This is a genomic window from Streptomyces lateritius, from assembly GCF_014649715.1.
Classification (GTDB): Bacteria; Actinomycetota; Actinomycetes; order Streptomycetales; family Streptomycetaceae; genus Streptomyces; species Streptomyces lateritius.
Window position 1 is genome coordinate 409,155 of the sequence record NZ_BMTO01000005.1, and the last position, 5,080, is coordinate 414,234.

5 protein-coding genes and 2 pseudogenes are annotated in these 5,080 nt (G+C 70.2%); 1 reads left to right on the forward strand and 6 read right to left on the reverse strand.

All coding sequences use genetic code 11. The annotated features are described in order from the left end of the window. From IE136_RS12930 to folE, 4 genes and pseudogenes are all read right to left on the reverse strand, one after another. On the reverse strand, positions 1-1,184 hold a 1,184-nt coding region (locus IE136_RS12930), incomplete at its 3' end, for a cation:proton antiporter (RefSeq protein ID WP_189600385.1). A gap of 4 nt (positions 1,185-1,188) precedes the next feature. Next, a complete protein-coding gene (locus tag IE136_RS12935) occupies positions 1,189-1,659 on the reverse strand; it encodes a cation:proton antiporter regulatory subunit (protein WP_506417206.1) in 471 nt (156 codons plus the stop codon). A gap of 219 nt (positions 1,660-1,878) precedes the next feature. After that, on the reverse strand, positions 1,879-2,460 hold the full coding sequence (locus IE136_RS12940) for a DUF488 domain-containing protein (RefSeq protein WP_189600386.1): 582 nt from the start codon (positions 2,458-2,460) through the stop codon (positions 1,879-1,881). A gap of 97 nt (positions 2,461-2,557) precedes the next feature. Beyond that, positions 2,558-3,053, reverse strand: a pseudogene (folE, locus tag IE136_RS12945) (GTP cyclohydrolase I); the annotation flags it as partial. Positions 3,054-3,509: 456 nt separating this feature from the next. Between folE and IE136_RS12950 the strand changes: the two are divergent. Further along, positions 3,510-4,619: a PP2C family protein-serine/threonine phosphatase gene (locus IE136_RS12950; protein ID WP_189600387.1), complete on the forward strand. Its 1,110-nt coding sequence runs from the start codon at positions 3,510-3,512 to the stop codon at positions 4,617-4,619. Positions 4,620-4,657: 38 nt separating this feature from the next. On the opposite strand, the pseudogene IE136_RS12955 reads toward IE136_RS12950, so the two are convergent. Next, a pseudogene (locus IE136_RS12955) lies at positions 4,658-4,780 on the reverse strand (MerR family DNA-binding transcriptional regulator); the annotation flags it as partial. After that, positions 4,773-5,080 (reverse strand): VOC family protein (locus IE136_RS12960; protein WP_506417207.1); only part of this gene is annotated, 308 nt, incomplete at its 5' end. The pseudogene IE136_RS12955 and the gene IE136_RS12960, both read right to left, overlap by 8 nt.

Consider the following 5,080-nt stretch of genomic DNA (forward strand, 5'->3'; position numbering starts at 1 on the left):
GCGGTGTCCGGGCGCGGCCCGTCCGAGCTGCGGCGCTTGCTGATCCAGGCGGCCACGGGTTCGGTGTAGCGGGCGGTCAGAGGCCCGATCACGACCAGGATGAGGACGTACGCGGTGGCCAGCGGGCCCATCTCGGGCTCGATGCCGGCGGTGACGGCCAGCCCGGCGATGACGATGGAGAACTCGCCTCGGGCGACCAGCGTGCCCCCGGCGCGCCAGCGGCCCTTGACGCCCACGCCCGCGCGCTTGGCGGCCCAGTAGCCGGTGGCGACCTTCGTCAGCGCGGTGACGAAGGCCAGCGCGAGTGCGGGCAGCAGCACGGGCGGGATGCTCGCCGGGTCGGTGTGCAGACCGAAGAAGACGAAGAACACCGCGGCGAACAGGTCCCGCAACGGGCTCAGCAGCGTGTGGGTGCCCTCGGCTACCTCACCGGACAGGGCGATGCCGACCAGGAAGGCCCCGACCGCGGCGGAGACCTGGAGTTGCTGCGCGATGCCCGCCACCAGCAGGGTCAGGCCGAGGACCACGAGGAGCAGCTTCTCGGGGTCGTCGCTGGAGACGAACCGGGAGATCAGCCGTCCGTAGCGGACGGCGACGAACAGGACGGCGCCGGCGACGCCGAGGGCGATCGCCAGGGTGGCGCTGCCGGCCGCCAGGCTCACTCCAGCGAGGAGGGCGGTGATGATGGGCAGGTAGACGGCCATGGCCAGGTCCTCGAGGACCAGGATGCTGAGGATCACCGGGGTTTCGCGGTTGCCGAGGCGGCCCAGGTCGCCCATGACCTTGGCGATGACGCCGGAGGAGGAAATCCAGGTGACTCCGGCAAGCACGACCGCGGCGACCGGTCCCCAGCCCATCAGCAGCGCGGCGGCGGCGCCGGGCAGCGCGTTCAGGGTGAAGTCGACCAGACCTGCGGGGTACTGGGTCTTGAGGTTGGAGACCAGGTCACTGGCGGTGTACTCCAGCCCGAGCATCAACAGCAGGAGGATGACGCCGATCTCGGCGCCGATCGCCACGAACTCCTCACTGGCGGGCAGGGGAAGCAGACCGCCTTCACCGAAGGCGAGGCCGGCCAGCAGGTACAGGGGTATGGGCGAGAACTTGAGCCTGCCCGCGACTCGGCCGAGCAGGCCGAGGCCGAGGATGATGGCTCCGAACTCGATCAGGAACACCGCGGAGTGCACAGGTTCACTCCCGTCCGAGTACCGCGGCGGCGGCATCCACGCCCTCGCGGGTGCCGATCACGATGAGGGTGTCCCCGCCGGCGAGCCGGAAGTCGGGCGCGGGGGAGGGGCGCGCCTCGGCCCGGCGTAGGACCGCGACCACCGACACACCGGTCTCGGTGCGCATCCGGGTCTCGCCCAGCACGCGGCCGTTCCAGTACGAGTGGGCGGACAGTTCGATCCGCTCGGCGACCAGGCCCAGGTCGGTGGTGTGGAGCAGGTTCGGGCTGTGGTGGGCAGGCATCAGCGCGTCGATCAGCGAGGCCGTCTCCCCACCGGTCAGGTGCAGGGACTGCGCGCAGGAGTCAGGATCGTCGGCCCGGTAGACGTTCACCGTCCGGGTTCCGTCCCGGTGAGCGATCACGGACAGGTGCCGGTGTTCGCGGGTGGTGAGGTCGTACTGGACCCCGATACCGGGCAGTGGTGTCGTGCGCATCCGTGGAGCAGGCACAGCCCATCCCCTTTTGTTCGGTCTTTGCGATGGTGGTACGACGCGCGCCGGATCGAGCAGGTGATCCGGTACGGCAAGGGCTCATGGTGCCAGCTGCGAACAGGACCGGGATACGGGGTCGCCCACGGATGGACAGGCGGTGCCGCCACGTACCAGGCTATGGCGGGGCAGTTGGTCCACCGCAGGTCAGCGCCCGGATGGTCGTCACGGCAGCGAGCTCGCGTCGTCGTACACAAGAAGGCCGTCACCACGAAGCCGCACACCTGGCGTCGGATGGTGCGCTGTGAGGCGTCCATCGTGCATCAGATGGCGCACGAGCATGCCGCGGGCCAGGACGGCGAAGTCGGCGATCAGGCGCCGGTGGCATCGCCACCACACCGCCTCGCTGCACATCACTGCGGTGCGCTCCCGCCCGGCTTGGCGCGTGAGGGCGTCCATGGCGGAGACGAACTCCGGGCTGCGGGTATGAGCGGCGTACCCGCGAAAGGACGTGTTGCGCCATACCGTGTCGGGTGAATCCGGCGGCGGTTTGCGGAAGCCGCCCAGGCGGGGCTCCCATCGGTAGGCGATGTGCTCTTCGGGCATCCACCGGGCCAGCCGCTGTCGTGACACGTCCGGGTGACGGCGGCTGCCGGGGGCGGTCCTGACGTCCACGACCGCGGTGACGCCGGCTTCCCGGAGGAGCCCTGCCAGCGAAGCCCGGTCCGCGGTGCTGTGGCCGAAGGTGATCAGCTCCAGCCGGGGCACCGGGAATTCGCCTGCCGGGTCGTTCCGGTCACGGTCCATACATCGAGTTCAGCAGCTCCCGGTCGGCACGGCACCCACACGCGCCCGCTCCGTTCGGCTGCGGGTCAGCGGGTCAGCGGGTCAGCGGGTCAGTGGCTCAGCAGTGGGCCAGGCCGGTCAGGGCGAGGAACTCGCTGCGGGACCGCGCGTCGCTGCGCAGCAGGCCGAGGAGCGTGGAGGTCATCGTCGTCGCCCCGGTGGCCTGGACGCCGCGCAGCGTCATGCAGGTGTGCTCGGCCTGGATGACGACACCGACGCCTTTGGGCTCCAGGTGCTCCTGGAGCCAGTCGGCGACCTGCTTGGTGAGCCGCTCCTGTAACTGCGGGCGGCGGGCAAAGTGCTCCAGGACCCGGGCGAGCTTGGACAGGCCCAGGATCCGGCGCCCTGGCAGGTAGCCGATGCGGGCCGTCCCGACGAACGGCAGAAGATGATGCTCACAGACGCTCCGCAGCGGGAGGCTCCGGGCCAGGACCAGTTCGTCGTAGCCCTCGTCGTTGGGGAAGGTGGTCAGGTCGAACGGGCGAGGGCTGAACAGCTCGGCGTACGCGGGCCATGCGGCCGGGGGTGCCGAGCAGGCTCTCCGAACCAGTGTCGATGTGCAAAACGGGGTGGAGGTGTTCGGTCACGTCACTCACCCCTTCAGAGAGGCCGCTCACCCGGGCAGCGATCGGCAGCGGCGTGCGGCGACGGGCCCCCAGCTCGCCAGCCGCTCCTCCACGTCACTCACGGCGACCACCCACCGGCCTCGGCGGGCTCCCGACGGGCAGCTCCCACGCCGGTCTTTCGGCGCCGGTCAGAACCGGCCGCCTCGGCGGCCCGGTGCAGCCCCACCCGGCCCCCTGTGCTCCAGCCGCCTTCCCGCCGGTGCGGGTGGGCATCGATCGGCCGGAGAGCCGGCTCGCCCTCCCGCCCAGCTCCGCTGTGCCCCGCTCCGGATGGAGGGCGAGCCGGCTGTTCGTGTCGAGCTGCCGGTGCTTGGGGTCGATCAGGTCGACGGCGGCTCCGTCGTCAGAGCGCTTTGCCCTTATTGCGCGGATATTCTGGGAAGTGTGATCGAGTCTGGACGGCCGCGGCTCCGTCGGCGCTATGGCCGGGGGAGGCTTGTGCGACTGTCGCCGGTCATTCTGACCGTCGTGATTGCCAGCCTGGCCTACGCCACTCCGCCGGAAATGGCCTTCAGCCGCCTCCTGCCCGCGGCGCCGGCCCTCGCCGCCGCCATGTGGCCGGTCCTGCCCACCGTCCTGCTCGGGACGGTCTGCCTCTTTCTGATGATCGGCCTCAGCCTCGTCTTCCCCGACCTGGGAACGTGGTGGACGGCCGCCGGAATCATCGCGGTCACCGTGGCCGCCGCGTACGGAAGCCATGTCCGGCTCCAGCGGGAGCGCACCCTCTTCCAGGTACGGCTCGTCGCCGACGCGGCCCAGCAGGTGGTGCTGAGCCCTATGCCACGCCGCTTCGGCAATGTCGAGATCGAGTCGCTGTACCTCGCCGCCGCGGCGGAGGCCCGCATCGGCGGGGACTTCTACGAGGTGGTCGACACGCCATACGGGGTCAGGCTGCTCATCGGTGACGTCCGAGGCAAGGGCCTGCCGGCCGTGGGGGCGGCCGCGGCGATCGTCAACGCCTTCCGGGAGGCGGCCTACGGCGAGACCGACATGGTCGACGTCGCACGCAGGCTGGACGCCAGCAGTACTCGTTACAACGCCGCCTTTCCCCCCGAGGGGCCGATGGAGCGCTTCGCCACCGCCCTTCTCGTCGAGATCCCGCACGAGGGCAGACGTATCGGCATCCTCAACTGCGGTCACCCCCCGCCGCTGCTCATGAACCGCAAGGAACTCCGTGTCCTGGAGTCCGCCGCCCCCTCACCACTGCTCAGCCTCGCGGAGCTCATCGGCGATCATTACAACGTCGACACTTTCGACTTCGCTCCCGGCGACGTGCTGCTCCTCTACACCGACGGGATCGCCGAGGCCCGCGCCCGCGACGGTGAGTTCTTCCCGCTGGCAGCTTGGATGCGTCGGCAGCCCCCGACACCGCCCCGCGAACTGCTCACGGCTCTGCACCGCGACCTCCTCCACTACAGCAGAGGGCGCCTTGACGACGACATCGCCGCCCTCGCCGTACGCCTGTGGGAGCACGGAGGCGCAGAGTCCCCGTGAGCGGCCCGCACCACGCAAACGTCGATGGCACACACTCCCGTGCGCAGCGACGGTCTTGCCAGACCGATGTCGTCCCAGTGGTGCAGCGCGCGGACTGTCACGCCAAGGCGTGTCGAGACCTGGCCGACGGTCAGGCCATCGGTGGCCGTGGCGTCAGGCATGCTCTTCATGGTCGGCGTGGGTGACGCCCGGTGGGGTGATCCCGATGGCTTCAAGGTTCCGCGCCTCCTGACTGGCCGGATCGAAGGGTTTGGCCGCAGTGAACACGATCCGTGCGTTCTCGGGGGTGGTCACCGCGACGTCGCGGGTGTTCCAGGGCGTGTCCCGTGGACCGTCGACCGAGTCCGGGCGCAGCGCGCGACAGGCCTCGACAAGGGTGTCGACCTGGCTGAGTACGCACGCGAAACTGAAGCTCATCGCGGGTGTCTGCTCCGGAACGCTTCCCGCGGAGACGAGGAGTA